20 protein-coding genes are annotated in these 15,553 nt (G+C 75.3%); 7 read left to right on the plus strand and 13 right to left on the minus strand.

The features are described 5' to 3' along the window. On the plus strand, positions 1-276 hold a 276-nt coding region (locus AB0O40_RS30470; RefSeq protein ID WP_365048402.1), incomplete at its 5' end, for a neocarzinostatin apoprotein domain-containing protein. A gap of 111 nt (positions 277-387) precedes the next feature. Here AB0O40_RS30470 and AB0O40_RS30475 read toward each other — a convergent pair. The 3 genes from AB0O40_RS30475 to AB0O40_RS30485 form a co-directional block, all read right to left on the minus strand. Next, positions 388-594: a hypothetical protein gene (locus AB0O40_RS30475; RefSeq protein ID WP_365048404.1), complete on the minus strand. Its 207-nt coding sequence runs from the start codon at positions 592-594 to the stop codon at positions 388-390. Between the two features lie 280 nt (positions 595-874). Continuing rightward, positions 875-1,525, minus strand: a complete 651-nt coding sequence (locus AB0O40_RS30480; RefSeq protein WP_365048406.1) for a response regulator transcription factor — start codon at positions 1,523-1,525, stop codon at positions 875-877. Further along, positions 1,510-2,769 carry a histidine kinase gene (locus AB0O40_RS30485; RefSeq protein WP_365048408.1) on the minus strand — a complete coding sequence of 420 codons (1,260 nt, stop codon included), beginning with the start codon at positions 2,767-2,769 and terminating at the stop codon, positions 1,510-1,512. Before AB0O40_RS30485 ends, AB0O40_RS30480 begins: the two co-directional genes overlap by 16 nt. Before the next feature lie 154 nt (positions 2,770-2,923). Here AB0O40_RS30485 and AB0O40_RS30490 point away from each other — a divergent pair, with 154 nt between their 5' ends. After that, positions 2,924-3,427 (plus strand): hypothetical protein, encoded by a 504-nt coding sequence (locus AB0O40_RS30490; RefSeq protein WP_365048410.1) that lies wholly within the window; start codon positions 2,924-2,926, stop codon positions 3,425-3,427. Between the two features lie 39 nt (positions 3,428-3,466). On the opposite strand, the gene AB0O40_RS30495 is transcribed toward AB0O40_RS30490, so the two are convergent. Beyond that, positions 3,467-4,255 (minus strand): alpha/beta hydrolase, encoded by a 789-nt coding sequence (locus AB0O40_RS30495; protein WP_365048412.1) that lies wholly within the window; start codon positions 4,253-4,255, stop codon positions 3,467-3,469. 59 nt (positions 4,256-4,314) lie between these two features. Next, positions 4,315-5,619, minus strand: coding sequence for a DUF2254 domain-containing protein (locus AB0O40_RS30500; RefSeq protein ID WP_365048413.1), 1,305 nt, complete (start codon positions 5,617-5,619; stop codon positions 4,315-4,317). Positions 5,620-5,798: 179 nt separating this feature from the next. On the opposite strand from AB0O40_RS30500, the gene AB0O40_RS30505 reads away from it, so the two are divergent. The 3 genes from AB0O40_RS30505 (at position 5,799) to AB0O40_RS30515 (ending at position 8,066) form a co-directional block, all read left to right on the plus strand. After that, positions 5,799-6,866, plus strand: a complete 1,068-nt coding sequence (locus tag AB0O40_RS30505; protein WP_365048415.1) for a helix-turn-helix transcriptional regulator — start codon at positions 5,799-5,801, stop codon at positions 6,864-6,866. Positions 6,867-7,022: 156 nt separating this feature from the next. Further along, positions 7,023-7,406, plus strand: a complete 384-nt coding sequence (locus AB0O40_RS30510; RefSeq protein ID WP_365048417.1) for a hypothetical protein — start codon at positions 7,023-7,025, stop codon at positions 7,404-7,406. A gap of 258 nt (positions 7,407-7,664) precedes the next feature. Next, a complete protein-coding gene (locus tag AB0O40_RS30515) occupies positions 7,665-8,066 on the plus strand; it encodes a hypothetical protein (RefSeq protein ID WP_365048418.1) in 402 nt (133 codons plus the stop codon). A gap of 86 nt (positions 8,067-8,152) precedes the next feature. Here the strand turns inward: AB0O40_RS30515 and AB0O40_RS30520 are convergent, their stop codons facing one another. The 7 genes from AB0O40_RS30520 to AB0O40_RS30550 form a co-directional block, all read right to left on the minus strand. Beyond that, positions 8,153-8,635, minus strand: coding sequence for a hypothetical protein (locus AB0O40_RS30520; RefSeq protein ID WP_365048420.1), 483 nt, complete (start codon positions 8,633-8,635; stop codon positions 8,153-8,155). 168 nt (positions 8,636-8,803) lie between these two features. Next, entirely contained in the window at positions 8,804-10,192 is a 1,389-nt protein-coding gene (locus AB0O40_RS30525) for a HAMP domain-containing sensor histidine kinase (protein ID WP_365048422.1), read from the minus strand. A gap of 111 nt (positions 10,193-10,303) precedes the next feature. After that, a complete protein-coding gene (locus AB0O40_RS30530; protein WP_365048424.1) occupies positions 10,304-10,879 on the minus strand; it encodes a hypothetical protein in 576 nt (191 codons plus the stop codon). 26 nt (positions 10,880-10,905) lie between these two features. Next, positions 10,906-11,619 (minus strand): cytochrome c biogenesis protein CcdA, encoded by a 714-nt coding sequence (locus tag AB0O40_RS30535; RefSeq protein WP_365048461.1) that lies wholly within the window; start codon positions 11,617-11,619, stop codon positions 10,906-10,908. Between the two features lie 65 nt (positions 11,620-11,684). Beyond that, entirely contained in the window at positions 11,685-12,287 is a 603-nt protein-coding gene (locus AB0O40_RS30540) for a TlpA disulfide reductase family protein (protein ID WP_365048426.1), read from the minus strand. Beyond that, positions 12,287-13,099 carry a thioredoxin family protein gene (locus AB0O40_RS30545; protein WP_365048427.1) on the minus strand — a complete coding sequence of 271 codons (813 nt, stop codon included), beginning with the start codon at positions 13,097-13,099 and terminating at the stop codon, positions 12,287-12,289. The genes AB0O40_RS30540 and AB0O40_RS30545 overlap by 1 nt, the downstream gene beginning before the upstream one ends. A gap of 224 nt (positions 13,100-13,323) precedes the next feature. After that, positions 13,324-13,872 (minus strand): hypothetical protein, encoded by a 549-nt coding sequence (locus AB0O40_RS30550; RefSeq protein WP_365048429.1) that lies wholly within the window; start codon positions 13,870-13,872, stop codon positions 13,324-13,326. 125 nt (positions 13,873-13,997) lie between these two features. Here AB0O40_RS30550 and AB0O40_RS30555 point away from each other — a divergent pair, with 125 nt between their 5' ends. After that, complete coding sequence (locus tag AB0O40_RS30555) at positions 13,998-14,705, plus strand: response regulator transcription factor (protein WP_365048431.1); 708 nt, start codon at positions 13,998-14,000, stop codon at positions 14,703-14,705. Between the two features lie 81 nt (positions 14,706-14,786). Beyond that, complete coding sequence (locus tag AB0O40_RS30560) at positions 14,787-15,275, plus strand: isochorismatase family protein (protein ID WP_365048433.1); 489 nt, start codon at positions 14,787-14,789, stop codon at positions 15,273-15,275. A gap of 34 nt (positions 15,276-15,309) precedes the next feature. Here AB0O40_RS30560 and AB0O40_RS30565 read toward each other — a convergent pair whose 3' ends face one another. Further along, the gene (locus AB0O40_RS30565; protein ID WP_365048435.1) at positions 15,310-15,540 is read right to left on the minus strand and encodes a hypothetical protein; all 231 of its coding nucleotides are present in this window, start codon (positions 15,538-15,540) and stop codon (positions 15,310-15,312) included. Positions 15,541-15,553 lie beyond the last annotated feature (13 nt).

Here is a 15,553-nt window from a genome sequence, read left to right on the forward strand (position 1 = left end):
GACGGCCAGTCGGTGACCGTGAGCGGTGTCGGCTTCGGTGCCGGTGACGTCGGTGTCGCCCAGTGTGTCGACGGTCTGGTGTGTTCCACCGCCGTGGTCGCGACCGCCGATGCGCAGGGTTCCTTCGGGACCTCGCTCGCGGTGAAGAAGACCTTCACCGCGACCGACTGGTCCACCGGTGCGAGCATTCCGGTCGACTGCTCCGTGCAGCAGTGCCGGGTCGTGGCCTGGCAGGAGTCCACCGGCCAGATCGGCCAGAACATCTCCTTCAACTGAGCCTCGTGCCAGGGCCGGTGCGATCCACCGGCAGCACGCAGGACGGCCGCCGCCTCCGGCTCGTGACGCAGCTCCGTCACGGCCCGGAGGCGGCGGCCTTTCCGCGCGGCGTCAGGCCGTCTCGTCCAGGACGGCCGGCTCCTCCAGGGCGGGCGGCTCCTGCCAGGTCAGCGTGTCCAGCGGACGCGGCAGCTGCCGGGCCCCGGCGAAGCCGGCCGTGGTCACCGCGGACGCCTCGTCGCTGAAGAGGACGACGGGCTTGTCCGGGGTGCGGACGGAGACGCGCGTGGCCGCGCCGGACGTCTTGGTGGTGGTCATGGTTCCCCCTGGTAGGTCACGGGCTGCGCCCGCTCGTAGCCCGGCACACCGGCCGGCCCCGTGAGCGTACCCGCATCCCGGGCCGCGCCCCCAGGGTATTTCCCGGGGCCGCTTCCGCAGGTCAGCGCCCCGCCGCGAGCAGGGGTCAGCCGCAGGAGCCGGAGATCCAGCGGTGCGAGCGGACCTTGTACGTGCCGGCGAGGTTGGCGCCGTGCTGGTGGCGCTCGCAGTCGCGCCACCGTCCGCGGCACCCAGCCCGGGCCCAACCGGCCGGGTGGTGTCAGCCCGGCTGGTTCAGGTAGGCGAGGACTGCGCGCACCCGGCGGTTGGTGTCGTCGTCGTCCGTGACGCCGAGCTTGCCGAACAGCGAGGTCGTGTACTTGCTGATGGCGCCCTCGCTGAGGAAGAGGCGGCGCGCGATGGCCCCGTTGGACAGGCCCTCGGCCATCAAGGCCAGTACGGAGTGCTCGCGTTCGGTCAGCCGCCCCAGCCCCCGCTCGGGAGCGCTTCCGGACAGCAGCTTGGCGATCACGGCCGGATCCATGGCGGTGCCGCCGGCCGCCACCCGCTCCAGGGAGCCGATGAACTGCTCGGCGTCGAACACGCTCTCCTTGAGGAGGTAGCCCACCCCGCCGGAGCCGTCCGCCAGCAACTCCCGGGCGTACAGCTGCTCGACGTGCTGGGAGAGGATCAGGACCGGCAGCCCGGGGATCTCGGCCCGGGCGGCGAGGGCCGCGCGCAGGCCCTCGTCCGACTGGGCCGGCGGCATCCGGACGTCGATCACCGACACGTCCGGGCGGTGCGTCCGCAAGGCTTCGAGGGTTTCGGGACCCGTGGCGGCGGTGGCCACCACCTGGTGCCCGAACGCCTCGATCAGACGGACCAGTCCGTCGCGCAGGAGGTACAGGTCTTCGGCTACGAGTATGCGCATGGCACGGTCATCTTGGCACGGGTCGGGCCGCCCGGGGGACTGCTGATCGCGAGCGCCCCGTCGAAGACGGCCAGCCGGCGGCCCAGTCCCGCCAGGCCGCCGCCGGGCCGGGCGTCGGCCCCGCCCCGGCCGTCGTCCTCGACCTCCACCACGACCCCCGTGTCGTCCCGGACGAGCGAGACGTGCGCCCGCCCGGCCCCGGCGTGCTTGACGGCGTTGGTGAGGAGTTCGGCCACGCCGAAGTAGAGGGCGGCCTCGATCGGCGGGTCCAGGCGCAGCGGGCCGTCGGCCCGGACTGCCACGTCGAGCGGGACGTCCAGCGCGAGCGCCCGGACCGCGTCGACCAGCCCGCGCTCGCTGAGGACCGGCGGGCTGATGCCCCGGATCAGCTCGCGCAGCTCGGTCAGCGAGGCGGCGGCGCCGGCCCGGGCCTCCCGCATCAGGGCCTTGGCCTGGTCCGGGTCCCGGTCCAGCAGCGCCTCGGCGGTGGCGAGCGCGAGCCCGAGCGCGACCAGGCGGGCCTGGGCGCCGTCGTGCAGGTCCCGCTCGATGCGCCGGATCTCGGCGGCCTGCGCGACGGTGGCGTCCGCGCGTTCGCTGGTCAGCTCGTCCACCCGGTCCGCCAGCACCATGGCGCGCGAGGGCCCCAGGAAGCGTACGGCCACCAGCGGCAGCGCCCGCCAGGCGTACGGGGCGCAGCCGAGGGCCAGGGCCAGGGCGCCCGCCCCGGCGAGCCGCGCGGCGGTCCCCTGCCCGGTGAGCCCGAGGACGCCCCCGGCCAGCGCGGCCGGCGGCACCGCGGCCACCACCCCGGCGGTGACCGGGGCGATGACCGCGAAGCGCAGGTCGCGCCAGGTGGCGGGGTCGCTCCACCACAGGCGCATCCGCTGGTCCATGACGGCGTCCCGGCGGGTGCGTTCGTAGCTGAAGCCGTTCCACCAGTAGCCGGTGGACAGCTGCATCACCGGCATGGGCTCCCGGTGTCCGGTGGGGATCTCGGTACCGGTCCACCGCGCGACCAGGAACCGGACCGCCCGGCACACGGTCTGCGCCAGGGCGAGCGTGCCCGCGCACACGATCACGGCAGGCCCGATCCAGGACCAGGGGTGCTCGGGCCCGCTCCACACCCCCAGCCCCGCGGCGCCGGCCCACACCCCCGGCACCAGCAGGCAGACGGCGGCCGCCAGGCCCGCCCTGCCGAACCCCACCCCGGCCCGCACCACCCAGGCACCCGCTCGTCCCATGGCTCCCCCTCGCTCCGTTCCGCGTCCGTCGACCCCACTGTGCACCGCCGGAACCCGCGACGAGCCGCCGGCGGCGGGGGAGTGGGTCTGGCCCCACCCCGCTGTGGGGCCAGACCGATACCCGGCCGCACGGGTCCTCCGTAGCGTCGTGGCCATGGAGAACACCACGAACGCCACGACCGTCCAGACCACCGCGACCACCGTCCCGGCCACCGAGACCGCCGGCCCGACCGCAGCGGCCACCGGCCCGGACCCGCTCGGCGCCCCGGGTGCCCGGGCCGCGTTCCTCACTGTCCGGGCCGCTCTGAGGACCTACACCGCACTCACCGCCGCCGCGCTCCTGGCCGTGGTCGCGGTCGCCGGCACGGGCCACCTGGTGAACCCGTTCATGTGGGTCCGCGGGATCCTGCTGCCCCTGATCGGGGTGCTGTTCGGCTACCTGGCCCGCGCCGCCTCCCGCGGGTCCCGGCGCGCCTTCGAGCGGCTGCGCGCCGTCTCGGTCGTCTTCCCGCTCGCGATCGTCGGCGTGGACCTGATCCCGGGCGTCTGCCCGTGGTGGTACGCCGCGATGCAGGCGCTGTGCGTCCTCCCGGTCGTCCGCGTCGCCGTCACGACGCGCGGTGCGGCCCTGCGCACCGCTTTTCCCAAGGCCGGCTGAAACGCGGCCTTAAGCAGGACAGGGCGCTCGGGCCGGCGGTCAGGAGTGTGCGCGGCAGAAGTCCCGCAGCGCCCGGGTGAACTCCTCGGGCCGCTCCAGGTTGCTGACGTGCCCCGCGCCCGGGACGACGACCAGCTCCGAGCCGGGGACCGCCGCCCGGAACCGGTCCGCGACCGACAGCGGCGAGCGAGCGTCCAGCTCTCCCCACAGCAGCAGGGTCGGCACCGCCACGGTCGGCAGCACATCCCGCAGGTCCGCCTCGGCCATCAGGGACAGCTGCGTCCGCAGGGTCGCCGGCCGCACGCCGGCCGCCATCGCCTCCAGCAGCGTTACGTATGCGGCCGGCGGCCCGCCCGCGAACAGCCCGGGCGGCATCGGACCGGGGCCGGCCGGCGCCGCGTCCAGCATCCGGCGGGTGGCCTCGACCCGGCTGCGGACCTCCTCGGCCGGCAGCGAGCCCTGCCAGCCGGCGTACGTGTCGGCGAGGACCAGCGTCCGGACGAGCGCGGCGTGCTGCCGGTAGAACTCCAGGGCGACGGTGCCGCCCCAGGAGAGGCCGACCACGTGCGCCGGACCGAGCCGCAGCGCCGTGACCACCGCGGCCAGGCAGCGGGCGTAGTCGGCGAGGCCGAAGGCGGCGGGCAGGTCCGAGGAGCGGCCGGCACCCGGCTCGTCCCAGGCGGCGACCGTGAACTCGTCCGCCAGCGCGTCCAGTTGCGGCCGCCAGACGCGACCGTCGTCCCCGGCGCCGTGCAGGAACACCACCGGCGGCCCCGCGCCTGCCCGCTCGTAGGCCACGGTCACCCCGTCGACGTGCACCTTCGCCATGGTGCGAGGGTAGGCGCGGCCGGCGCCCCCGTCGCCGGCGCCGGGCCGTGCGACGCCGGTCAGGTGATGCCCTGCCGGTCCGGTTCGAGGGCGAAGTCGCGCTCGGCGGGATCCGGTACGGCGTGGTGGACGGCCCGCTCGAGGAGCGCCCGGTGGTGGAGCAGGGCCTGGGCCCGGTCCTCCGGTACCAGCGCCAGGAGGTCGTCCACGCCGGCCAGGAAGCGGCGGGTGACCTGCGCCTGGCCGGGGGCCGCGGCGCGGATCTCGGCCAGGGCGAGGTCGACCAGCTCGGTCCAGTCCGGTGCGGCCTGGAGCAGGCGCAGGGCACCGTCGCGGTCGTGGTGCGGTACCGGCCCCAGCGGCCGGGCGGCCGTGGCCGCGAGCAGGTGGACGATGCGGTCCAGGCACTGCACGGCGGTGGTGGGGTCGTTCACGGCGGACGAGAGGGCCCGCAGTGCGATGTCGCTGAGCTGGCGCAGGCCGAAGCCGGCGTCCTGGCCCGGGATCCGCTCGCTGCCCACCCAGGCCACCGCGCGCGGGAGGACCGCGGTGGCGGGCAGCCGGCCGCCGTGCACCGCGAGCACGGCACTACCGGGCATCACGTAGTCGCCGACCCGCGGCACGGTCCGCAGGGTGACGCCGTGCCGGCGGGCGAAGCCCACCAGGTCGGCCGTGTCCCACCCGCACAGCACCCCGGCCCGCCCCCGGTGCCGCAGGACGCCCGTCTGCTCCGGCAGGCCCGCCGGCAGGTCCCGGTCGGTGGGCTGGCGCTCGACCCCGCGCAGGGCCTCCCGGGTGATGCGGTCCACCACCGGACCGACCTGCATCAACCGCACCGTGGCGGTGACGTAGGCGATGAACAGCAGCAGGCTGAGGGCGACCAGCGCGAGGGTGCACAGCGCCTGGAGCAGCGGCACCGCCCCGCCCTCCCCGGCCGGGTCGGTGTCGTTGTACGAGGTCAGGACCAGCAGGGCGAAGACGAAGGTGGACAGGAACACCGTCAGGGTCGCCTTGGTGATCCGGCTGCGCACGAAGATCCGGACCACGCGCGGGGTGAGCTGGGCGCTGGTCATCTGCAGGGCGACCAGCGAGATGCTGAAGACGACGCCGAGGAAGGTCAGCATCGCCTGGCTGACGGTGGTGACGATCGCCTTCGCGTCCTCCGCGAGGTCGGTCACCTCCGCCCCGGCCTCCGTCAGGGCGTCGACCAGCGCCTGGTCGCCCCAGGTGGCCAGGTTCCACAGCGCGAACGTCAGGACCAGCCCGGCGACCGGCGCGAACCACAGCGTGTCCCGGACGTGCTCCCGCACCCGCCACAACCGCCGCACCCCACGAGGCATCCCCAACCCGAACAAACCGCTCATACCCGGACCTTAGCGAGAACCCCACCCCACCCCACCGGACCACCGAGCCCGCTGTCCGCCGCCCGGGTGAAGCCCTGCGCACACCGGGGGCCGGTGGACCGGACCGGACCGGCCCGGTGCCGCTCACCGGGGGTCGGTGAGCGGGCGTGCGCGGTGGGTGAGGGGGATAATGGAGGGTTGTGGCGCGCACGTTCTTCGACCCCGCACGGCTGGCGCGTGACCTGCACGCGGCCGCCGGCGACGGCACGGGCCGGGGCGGGCGCGGCGCCGGGATCTCCCGGCTGCTGGCGCCGCTGCTGCCGCACGACGGCCTCAGCCTGGTGGCCACCGACCCCGCGACCGGACTCGGCCTCGGCAGCTTCAGCTTCTGGCACGAGTACGCCCCCGCCCTCGCCACCGACCTCGTCATGCACCGCTACCGGGGCGGCGACCCGTACCGCCCCGCCGCCCTCGCCGGTCTGCCCGTCCCGGCCACGGTGGTGGGTCCGCCGGGGGAGGGGCCCCCGGACCCGAAGGTGCGCGAGCTCCTCACCGCGAACGGCGCGGGCTCCGAGCTGCGGCTGCTGCTCACCGACCAGCACGGGGTGTGGGGCGCCCTCGGCCTGCTGCGCTGCGCCGGCGCCCGGCCCTTCGGCCAAGACGACCTCCAGCGGGCCGCGCGCCTGGGCCCGGCCCTCGTCACCGCCCTGCGCCGCTACGTCACCGAGGGCCCGCTGCTGCCCGTGGCACCGGCGCTGCCCGCCGGGGTGGTCACGGTGGGCCCCGACCACACGGTCACGGCCGTCAGCCCCCAGGCCCGGATATGGCTCGACCGGCTGTGCGCGCCGGACGGACACGCCTTCCCGGAGTGGATCCCCGAGGCCTTCCTCGTCGCCCTCTCCCTCGCCGTACGCGTCCGCGCCCGGGACACGGCGGCCTGGCCGCCCATGGTGTGCGTACCGCCCGTGGTCTGCGGGCGGTGGCTGACCTTCCAGGGCCAGCCCCTCGACGCGGACGCGAGCGGGGACGTCGCCCTGGTCCTCCAGGGCGCGGCCGGGGACCTCCTGGTGCCGTCGTTCTGCGCCTGGTACGGGATCACCCCGCGCGAGCGCGCCACCCTGTGCGAACTGCGCACCGGCGCGGCCGTCAAGCAGATCGCCCGGAGCCTGGACCTGTCGCCGCACACGGTCAACGACCACCTCAAGGCGCTGTTCCGCAAGACCGGAGCGGACGGCCGCGACGAGCTCATCGCCGCGCTGACCCGCTGACCGGCCGCCTGTCCATCCCCCGTATCAGGGGGTCCCGGCCGCACCGCGACGGCCCACGATGAGGAGGGGACCCGGGATCGCCACCAGCGCGAAGGCGCGGACACCGCCATGGGCCCGCACCGTACCGGGAACCCTGCCCACCGAAGGGAGACGGACATGACGCAGAGCGAACTCCGGGAGTCCGCGGCCGGGAACGCGGCCGGGGACCACGGGGACAGCGGCTCCGAGACGGCCATCGCGCCCAGCGGCGGCGGCAGTCGGGGAGCGCGGACGGACTTCCAGCAGATCGGCTACTACTACACCCTGCGCCGCCACGGCGTCTTCGACGTGCTCCTGGAAGCACCCGGGGTCAACGCCTACACCCTGCTCTTCGCCAGTGTCGCGGAGGTGTACCCGCCCACCGACAAGCCCTTCATGGGCGGCGCGGTGATGACGGTGCACAACGTGGTCCCGATCGACGGGGAACTGGCACGGATCCGCGTGGACGCGGGCTGGCCCGAGGACATCACCCTCAGGATCTACCTGACGTACCAGGTGTGACCTGGGCGGATCGCGATCGACGCAGTCGGAGCGGAACGCCGGCGCGCGGACGGGTCTCCACGGGCCCGTCCGCGCATCGGGCTGCCGGGCTGTTTCGAGACGGTGACAAATCGCAGGCAACACCTGCGGGCCGGAGCGCATCTCTCCTGCCGGGACCGCACGACGGATCTCCATCCGTTCTTCAGCCGGTTCCTCACGCAGTTCTTCCGGCAGTTCCTCCGGTCGCAGCAGGCCGTTCCACCACGAGAGGGTCCACCCATGATCGTCACCAAGCGCCACTCCCTCCGCATCGCCGCCGTCGCCGCTCTGGGCGCGGCCTCGGTCGCCCTGGCCGGCACCGCGACGGCGGCCCCCGCCCCCGCCGCCCACCGGGCCGCGGCCGCCGCCCCGGCCACCATCACGGCCACCCCGTCGGTCTCCTCGGTGGCGGCGTGGACGCAGTTCCGCGTCACCGGCAAGACCACGGGCCTCGCGGCGGGCAGCAAGGTGACGCTCCAGCAGAAGCAGAAGGGCAAGTGGGTCACGCTGCCCGCGTCCGCGCCGATCAACCGCACCGGCTCCTACTCGCTGGGCGTCAAGCTCGGCCTCAAGGGCAAGAACGAACTCCGCATCACCAGCGGCGCCACCGCCTCCCCGGTCTTCAACGTGACCGTCTGCTAGCCCCGGCGGCCCCGCGCCCCCGCATGCCCGAGGCGTGCGGGGGTTTCGCGTGCCCGTGGTGCGCCGGCCGTCCGCGACCGTTGTGCTCAGCCGATGGTGAAGCGCTGGTTCTGGGCGTTCCGGTTGCAGCGGGCCGTGCGGTAGTAGCCGTCGTCCTGCTGGTAGACGCAGCGGCCGGTGCCGACGCTCTGGAGCATCACCGCGCTGCGGGCGGCGGGCTGCACGGTCCGCCACTTCTGGTACGAGCCGCCGTTGCATCGCAGGGGGTAGACGTCGCCCCGGTCGTTGCTGTCCAGACAGCGGCCCCAGAAGTTGTTCTTGAGGGTGGTGACGGTGTTGAGGCGGCCGTTCCACTGCCACAGGAGGCTGCCGCGTCCGGTGCTGCAGCGGTCGGCCTTGAGCACCGTCTCCGAGTTCTCGCGCAGGCATTGACCGTAGCGGTAGTTCGCGAAGCGCTTGGTGGCAGTGGCGGTGGTGGCGGCCGAGGCGGGGGCGGGGATCAGGAGGGGCAGGGCGAGACCGGCTGTGGCGATGAGGGCGGCGAAGGTCTTCCGGGTCGGGCGGCGCACGTGAGGGCTCCTCGTATCGGCTTCGGAGGTACCCCGACAGGATCCCCGGACACCATCCGGCTACGCATGGAGGAAAGGAGAACCCCGGAATCCGCCCAACCGGAACCCCGCTCCCCACCGGTGGGAGCCGGCGGACGAGGGGCGGCCCAGCGCGGGCATCGGTGCGGGTCAGCCCCGGTGCCCGCCCGCCGTCCGGGCGCGGCGCCGGCGGGGGCGCTCCGGTACGCACGGCGCCAGACCGAGCGTGACGCGCAGGTGCGCGCCGCCCAGCGGTCCGCGGGTGATCCGCACCGAGCCGTGGGTGGCCAGCGCGGCCCGGCGGGCGATGTCCAGGCCCAGCCCGGTGGATCCGGTGCTGGCGCCCCGGGCCAGGGCGCCGTCGGGGTCGGCGATGCCGGCGCCCGCGTCCTGCACGACCAGTTCCACGGTGTGCGCGGTGCGGTCCACCGAGATCTCGAAGGGCGTGCCCGCCGGGGTGTACCGGAAGACGTTCCCGACCAGCGCGTCCACCACCGCCGTGATGTCGTTCTCCGGCAGGGCGACCGGAGTCGGCTCGTCGGTGACCTGCACCCGGCAGGGCCGGTCCTGCTGGCCCGCCAGCACCGCCCAGAACGCCGCCCGGCGGCGGACCGCCCCGGCGACCTCGCACCGCTCGCCGTCCCCGGCCGGCGGTGCGTCCCCGGTGTCCTCGCCGCGCAGGGCCCGGCCCATCGGGCCCACCGACAGGGGCGTGCGCGCCTCGTCGATGATGGCGCCCAGCTCCCGCTCCAACTCCGCGACCGCGCTGTGGATCCGGCGGGTCTCGGTCCCCTCGGGGATCCGCTCCACCGCCAGGTGCAGCGCGGTCAGCGGGGTGCGCAGCCGGTGGGAGAGGTCGGCGACCAGCTCCCGCTCGACGGCCAGCAGGTCCGTCATCCGGTCGGCCATCGTGTTGAAGGCCGCGCCCGCCTCCCTCAGTTCGGGCGGCCCCTTGGGATGGACCCGGGAGTCCAGGTTGCCCGCCCCGAGCCGGCGCGAGGCCTCGGCCAGCCGCCGGGCGGCGCCCACCACGGCCGACCCCAGCCGGTCGGCCACCAGCACCGACCCGGCCAGCAGGAGGACGGCCAGGCCCGCCATGACGATCCACGACAGGGCCACCCCGCGCCGAAGTTCCTCGTCCGGCACGAAGTTCTCCACCACCGCGACCCGGTCCTGCGGCAGGACGACCGGCTGGAGGTAGATCCAGCCGCCCGGCACGTCCCGGGAGATGGACTCGCGTTCCTCCTCGGCCCGCCGCAGCAGGTCGGGGGGTGCGTGCCCGGCGCCGCCCACCAGGGCCCGGTCCGGCAGGTGGATGACCAGGTGCTCGGCCGCCCGCAGGCCGGTGCCGGCCTCGCGCAGCTCGGCCGGGTCGGTGGTGAGCGCCAGGATGGGCGCCATCGCGGCCGCGCTCTGCTCGGCGGCCGTGACGCTCTGCTCCCGGGCCAGCGACATGACCAGCAGCCCGAGGGGGATCAGGAAGGACAGCGCGACCATCGAGGTCACCGCCAGGGCGACGCCCGCCAGCGACCGCCTCACCGCGGCGCCCCGGACAGGCCGGACGGTCTTCGGGGACCTCGGTTCACGGGTACGGCGCTCCAGCGGTGTCGGGCCGCGCGGGCGCGGCGGTGCCGGTACGGCGCGGGGGGCTCAGCCGGTGAAGGACAGGTGGTCCGCGGTGGCGCGCAGGCGCACCGGCCGGTCGGCAACCGGGATCGTACACCCCTGCGTCGTACTGCAGCTCGCATAGCTGACCAGCAGCGTCGCCCCGCCCGGGGCGGCGGCGCGGATCGGCAGCCGGGTCGTCACCGGGCCGTCGGGGTAGACCGGTACGGCGGCCCGCACCCCCTCCACGTGGATCTCCTTGACGGCTGCGTCGGCGGTGATCGCGCCGGCTCCGGCCAGGGCGCCGGTGGCCGCGACCCGGGTGGGCCGCCCCACGCCCTCGACCCCGGCCGCGGGCAGCGCGGTGCTGTAGAGGTGGAAGCCCGCCTCGTCGGGGGTGAAGGTGGCGACGAGGGTGCCCCGGGAGGAGTCCCAGTCGGAGACGCTGAGCCGTACCGTGACGCCGTTCTCGTTGAACTCGGTGACGGCGGGCGGGTGCGCGGGCGGCGGTGCCGCCTGCGTCTGCTGCCCGCAGCCGGTCAGTGCGAGGGAGGTGGCGGCGGTCAGCAGCGCGGCTGCGGCCCGGACCTGTTGGTGCATGGGTTCTGCTTTCTTCTTCACGGGACGTTCTTCAGGAGCTGCGGTGCTCACAGGGCCGCGGGGGCGTCCGCGAGCCGTAGTTGGAGGGCGTAGACCAGGTCGGACCAGATGCCGGTGGCGAGCAGGACGCCCACCAGGACCAACATCGCCCCGCCGGCCCGCATCACGGCCCGGTGGTGGGTCCGCACCCAGCGGAAGGCACCCAGCGCGCGCCGGAAGGCCAGGGCGGTCAGGACGAACGGCAGGCCCAGCCCGGCGCAGTAGCAGACCATCAGCAGGGCGCCCCGGCCGGCGCTCGCCTCGTTCCACGCCAGGGCCTGTACGGCGGCCAGGGTCGGGCCGATGCAGGGGGTCCAGCCGACCCCGAACACCACGCCCAGCAAAGGGGCGCCGGCCAGCCCGAGGGCGGGCCGGCGGCGGCTGCGCAGCTCCCGCTGGGTGAAGCCGGGCAGCCAGCCCGCGAAGGCCAGCCCCATCACGACGGTGAACACCCCGAGGACCAGCGAGACGGTGTCCTGGTAGGCGATCAGGTTCCGTCCCACGTACCCGAACAGGGCCCCGCCCGAGACCAGGACGCTGCTGAAGCCCAGCACGAACAGCGCCGCACCGGCGGCCATCCGGCCGCGCCGCCCGCCGTCCGCCCCGGCCAGGTCGGCCACCGAGAGGCTGGTGACGTAGCTGAGGTACCCCGGCACCAGCGGCAGCACGCACGGCGAGAGGAAGGACACCAGCCCCGCCGCCACCGCCACCGGTACGGCCATCACCAGGGCGCTGGGGACGGCACCCGAGCCGACCTCCGCCGCCAGGGCGGTCCAGGCCCGGCCGGTCACGCCGGCTCCCCGGCGACCGCGGCGACCAGCGGCGCCAGGCCGGCGCGGGTGACCGGCCCGGCGACCGCGGCCGCGATCCGGCCCCGCCGGTCGATGACCAGGGTGGAGGGGATCGCCTGGGGGTTGAGCAGCGCCGGCGGGAAGGCGAGCAGCAGGGCCCCGGCCGGGTCGTGGATGCTGGGGTAGTGCAGCCCGTACGTCTTCTCGAACTGCCGGGCCGGGCCCGTCGAACGGTCCCGGACGTTGACGCCCAGCACCCGGACGCCCCGGGCGGCGGTGGCCGCGCGCAGCGCCTCGAGCTCCCGGGCCTCGGCCCGGCAGGGGGCGCACCAGGATCCCCAGACGTTGAGGACCACGACCTGGCCGCGGTAGCCGCGCAGGGCGAGGTCGTCGCCGTCGAGGCCGGTGCCGGCGGTGTCGGGGGCCGGCTGCCGGTCGGCCACCGGGAGGACCGCGGCCGTCGCGGAGGTCCCCGCGCCGGCCGCACCGGCCGGGGCGGCCGGCGCGGCCGCCGGCCCGGACCCGCCGCCGCAGCCGGTGGCCGTCGCGGCCAGGGCCAGCAGGACGCCCGCCGCCCGGACCCGGTGGCTCCGGGTCATCAGGCCCACTGCCGCAGGAAGGCGCTGAGCCCGTCGACGCCCAGGTCCGGGTTGCCGGTGGAGTGGGTCTCGGTGACCAGCTTGCCGTTGCCGTCCAGCACCACCAGCACCGGCATCTTGTAGGCGCCCTCGCCTGAGCAGTAGCTGCGCAGCAGGTCGAAGTTGTCGGAGTTCTGGCTGCCGATGTCGACCTTGACGACGTGGTACGAGGCGTCGAGGATCGCGCCCACGCTGCTCTTGCCGAAGGTCTTGTCCGCGGCCTTGCAGTTGCCGCACCAGTTGGCGCCGAAGTCGATCAGCACCTTCTTCCCGTCGGCCTTGGCGGCCGCGATCGCGGCCTTGACCGCCTTGCGGGCGTCGGTGCCGGAGTCGTACCCGGCCCGGAAACCGGAATCCCCCTTCGGGGTGCTGCCGGTGTCCGGCTTCGAGGGCGCGGGCGGACGCGGTGCGGGGGTCTTGGCAGCGGCGTCGGGGTGGCCGGCGCGGCGGGTGGGGTCGGCCGTGCGCGGGGCGGGCGCGGGGGCCGGTGCGGCGGCCGACGGGCGGGTGCGGGCCGCGGCGGACGCGGCGGCGGCCGGGCTGGCGAGCTGCCCGGCCGGCGAGCCCTGGGGCTGCGGGTCGGACGCGGCGTCCTCGGTCGCGGGGACCTCCGGCGCCAGGGCGGCCGAGACGCTTTCGGTCCCCCCGTCCCGGGTCTGCCCGCCCAGGTGCGCGGCGGTGAAGGCGGCACCGGCGACGGTGAGCGAAACGGCCGAGAAGCGGACGAACCCCGGTATCCGGGAGGTACGTGGACGTCGTCGGTGTGCGGACATGACGGAACAACCCCTTGTCGCTGGAGGACTCCTCCGGGAGGCGCGGGCCGTCCCGGAGCGGCGGCAGAACGCCGCCCGGCGCGCTGTCCGCCGATACGGAGATCCGTTCTGACCGGTCGTGAGCCTAGGGGCGGCCGGGGCGGCCGGACCGGTTCTGAGGGGTGCCCTCAGAGACGCTTAAGGAACCGCACAGGTAAGGGGCCGGCGCGCCCGCCCGGACCTCCTCACAGCCGGGACTCGCGCACGCTGGCCTGCGCGTTCGGGGTGACGGTCGCGGTGATCTGCGAGCGGTGCCCGTCGCTGGTGAAGACCACCACCAGGGTGTCCGGCGCACGCTGCTCGGTGCCGGTCCGGAAACCCGGGGCCGGTACCGCCGAGACGAAGCAGACGGCGTGCCGCCCGTACTTCACGGTGACCTTGCCGCCCTCGGAGGGGACGGTGTGCAGGCCCGGCCCGCCGGTGCACCGGGGCGAGGGCCGGGGCGCCGGCGGGCTCGCGGAGCGGGTCGGGTCCGCCGGCGGCGAGGGCCGGCCGGCCGGACCGGAAGGCGAGGGCGGCACGGTCGGGGCGGAGGGGCGGGGGGCCGCGGAGGACGCGGCCGTGCCCACCGCGACGGCGCCGGACGGCGAGGGGAAGACCGCCTGGACCGAGCGGGCCGCCGGCGGGGTGGGCCGGGTCAGGCCGATGACGAAGTACACCGTGAGCATCACCGCGGTGATGCTGGCCGCGGTACACGACAGCCATATGAGGAGGTAGCGCAGGAGGCGTGGCACCGCATCAGTGTCCCGGACCCCCGCCGCGCCCCGCGGGCGGCCCCCACCGGCCGGCCGGGACGGCCCCTGCACGGGCGCCGGGACCGTAAGCGGAGGGAGCCGGACCCGCCGGTAGGGTGTCCGCCATGCCCCGCGTACTCGTGGTCGAAGACGACCCCAGCATCCGGACCTCGCTGATCGAGATCCTCACGGAACACGGGCACTCGGTGCGCAGCGCGGGCGATGGCTTCGGGGCGCTGCGGGAGGTCACCCAGGGCGGACTGGATGCAGTGGTTCTCGACCTCGGGCTGCCGGACCTGGACGGCGGGGACGCCCTGCGGATGATCCGCGGCATATCCGGCGTCCCGGTGGTGGTGGCCACCGCCCGGGACGACGAGCGCGAGATCATCAAGCTGCTCAACGCCGGCGCCGACGACTACCTCGTCAAGCCGTTCTCGGGAGGACAGCTGGTCGCCCGGCTCTCGGCGGTCCTGCGGCGCAGCGCGCCCCCCGCACCGGCCGCCGGACCGCTGCCGCAGGCCGACCCGGCCGGTCCGCTGACCGTCGGCGAGCTCGCCATCGACCCCCGGGCCCGCACCGCCCATCTGGCGGGCCGCGAACTCTCCCTGACCCGGCGCGAGTTCGACCTGCTGGCCTTCCTCGCCCGGCACGCCGGCACGGTCGTCTCCCGGCGGCAGCTGCTCGCGGACGTGTGGCGCGAGGCCTACATCGAGGACCAGACCATCGACGTGCACGTCTCCGCCCTGCGCCGCAAGCTCGGCGAACGGGCCGCCGCCCCGCGCTACCTGCGCACCGTACGCGGGGTCGGCATCAAGCTGGTCGCGCCCCACTGAGAGGCGTGGGGGATCGGCCTACGGGGGCTGCGAACCCCCGGCACCGGCCGGGGGCCGCCCGGCGACCCTACGATGGCCGTCATGACCACCGCACTGATCCTCATCGACCTGATGCCGCGCATCGTCGCCCTGCCCGTCGCCCCCCACTCGGGCGAGGACGTCCTGCAGCGCTGCCGCGAACTGGCCGCGTCCTTCCGGGCGGCCGGACGGCCGGTGGTGCAGGTCCGGGTGGAGCGTCCGAACGTCACCGAGCAGCCGCCGGGCAGCGACTTCGTCGAGGGCCTGGTGCACGACGGCGACGTCGTGGTCGTCAAGCGCACCATCGGCGCCTTCTACGGCACCGGCCTGGACGAGCAGTTGCGCAAGCTGGACGTGGACACCGTGGTCATGGCGGGGCTGGTGACCACCCTCGGCGTCGAGTCCACCGCCCGCGCCGCTGCCGACCACGGCTACGACGTCGAGTTCGTGGAGGACGCGATGTCCGGCCTGACCGCAGAGGAACACGCCTTCGCCGTCCACCACACCTTCCCCCGCTTCGGCGAGGTCCGAACCACCACCGACTACCACTGACCCCGCCGGGCCGGGCCGCTGCCGGTGCGGGCCTTCACGCGTGCACGGGGCGGCCCATGCAGACGAGCCACGGCGAGTCGGGTGAGGGCTGGACGACGCCGATCTCCCGGTAGCCCCAGCCCTCGTAGAGGCGCATCACCTTCCCGTCACCGGCGGTCGGGTTGACCATCAGCGTGGCGTGGGGTTCGGGCCGGCCCGCCAGCAGCCGGTCGTGCATCTGCCGGGAGACCCCCGGGACGGGCTCGGCGACGGCGGCGCGGTCCAAGGCGTCCTGGGCG

Origin of the sequence: Streptomyces sp. NPDC089919 (genome assembly GCF_040684615.1) — a bacterium.
In the GTDB taxonomy this organism is placed as follows: domain Bacteria; phylum Actinomycetota; class Actinomycetes; order Streptomycetales; family Streptomycetaceae; genus Streptomyces.